At 76.2% G+C, this 1697-nt stretch carries 1 pseudogene; it reads left to right on the top strand.

Annotated elements, in window-relative coordinates:
- Positions 1–517: 517 nt before the first annotated feature.
- Positions 518–1697, top strand: a pseudogene (locus LCE31_RS39455) (ATP-binding protein); the annotation flags it as partial.

The raw sequence follows: 1697 nt of genomic DNA, 5'->3' as shown, positions 1-1697 counted from the left end.
GAGGCGTGCAGGACCCCTGAGGCGTGCAGGACCCCTGAGGCGTGCAGGACCCCTGAGGCGTGCAGGACCCCTGAGGCGTAAAGGACCCCTTAGGCGTGCAGGACCCCTTAGCCGTCTCCGCGTCACGGCGTCCCCGTCTGAGGTCCCCCGGCACCCGCCGGCATGCGGCAGTCGCCCGATGCGGCGGGGCCGCCTCACGGACGAGGGTTGAGGCATCGCGAGAAGCCGAAGACCCACCGACGCGAGGGAGTCCCCCGATGTTCGAGCACGAACTCCAGAAGATCCGCCACGCCGAGCTGCTCAGGGCGGCCGACGCCGAGCGGCTCGCCCGGCCGGCCCGCCGGGCGCGGGCCGCGCCCGCCCCCCCCGCCGGGCCCCCCCCCGCGCCCCGGGGGGGCCCCCCCCCGGGGGGGCCCCCGGCCCCCCCGCGGGGGGGGGCGGGGGGCGCCCCGCGGCGCGGGCCACGGCTCGGGAAGGCGGGTGGAACCGCTCCAGCGGCTGTTCGACCACGCGGCAGGCTCTCGCCGCAGCCGCGGCGGGCCGGCCGGGGGCCGTGCTGATCGGCGGCGAGGGCGGGGTCGGCAAGACCCGCCTCGTGGAGGAGCTGACCGACGCCGCGTGCGCCGCCGACGCGGTGGTCGTCGTCGGCGGCTGCGTGGAAGTCGGCGCGGAGGGCCTGCCGTTCGCGCCGTTCTCCACCGCGCTGCGCTCGCTGCGCCGCAGGCTGCCCGAGGAACTCGCGGCGGCGGCCGGGGGCCAGGAGGACGAACTCGCCCGCATCCTGCCCGAACTCGGCCAGCCCCGTCCCGAGTCCCTCGAACAGAACGGCACCGCCCGGCTGTTCGAGCTCGCCGCGCGGCTGCTGGAGCGCGTCGCCGCCGACCGCACGGTCGTCCTGGTCATCGAGGACCTGCACTGGGCCGACGCCTCGACCCGCCACCTCCTCGCCTATCTGTTCCGCACCCTGCGCCGGGGCCGCCTGCTGATCGTCGCGACGTACCGCTCCGACGACGTCCACCGGCGCCACCCGCTGCGTCCGCTGCTCGCCGAGCTGGACCGGCTGCGCTCCGTGCGCCATATCGAGCTGGAGCGCTTCACCCGGGACGAGGTGTGCCGCCAGCTCACCGGAATCCGGGCCGAGGAGCCGGAGCCCGGGCTGGTCGACCGGATCTTCCGGCGCTCGGACGGCAACGCGTTCTTCGTCGAGGAGCTGTCCTGCTCCGTGGACTGCGGCTGCGCCGACCACATCACGGACTCGCTGCGCGACCTCCTGCTCGTCCGCGTCGAGCAGCTGCCCGACGACGCGCAGCGCGTCACGCGCATCGTCGCCGAGGGCGGCACCACCGTCGAGTACCGGCTCCTGCTCGCCGTCGCCCAGCTGTCCGAGGACGACCTGATCGGGGCCCTGCGGATCGCGGTCGGCGCCAGCATCCTGCTGCCCACCGCGGACGGGGACGGCTACCGCTTCCGCCACTCGCTCGTCCGCGAGGCCGTCAGCGACGACCTGCTGCCGGGCGAGCGGTCCCGGATCAACCGCCGCTACGCGCGCGCACTTGAGGCCGATCCCTCGCTCGTACGGGCCGATGAGCGCACGACGCGCCTCGCCAGTTACTGGTACAGCGCGCACGACCCGGCGAAGGCGCTGCCCGCCGTGCTCGACGCGACGGTCGAGGCCCGCCGCCGCTCGGCGCACGCCG

This window comes from Streptomyces sp. 8L (genome assembly GCF_020176795.1).
Taxonomy (GTDB): Bacteria; Actinomycetota; Actinomycetes; order Streptomycetales; family Streptomycetaceae; genus Streptomyces.
This window is presented reverse-complemented; position numbering and strand designations above follow the sequence as displayed.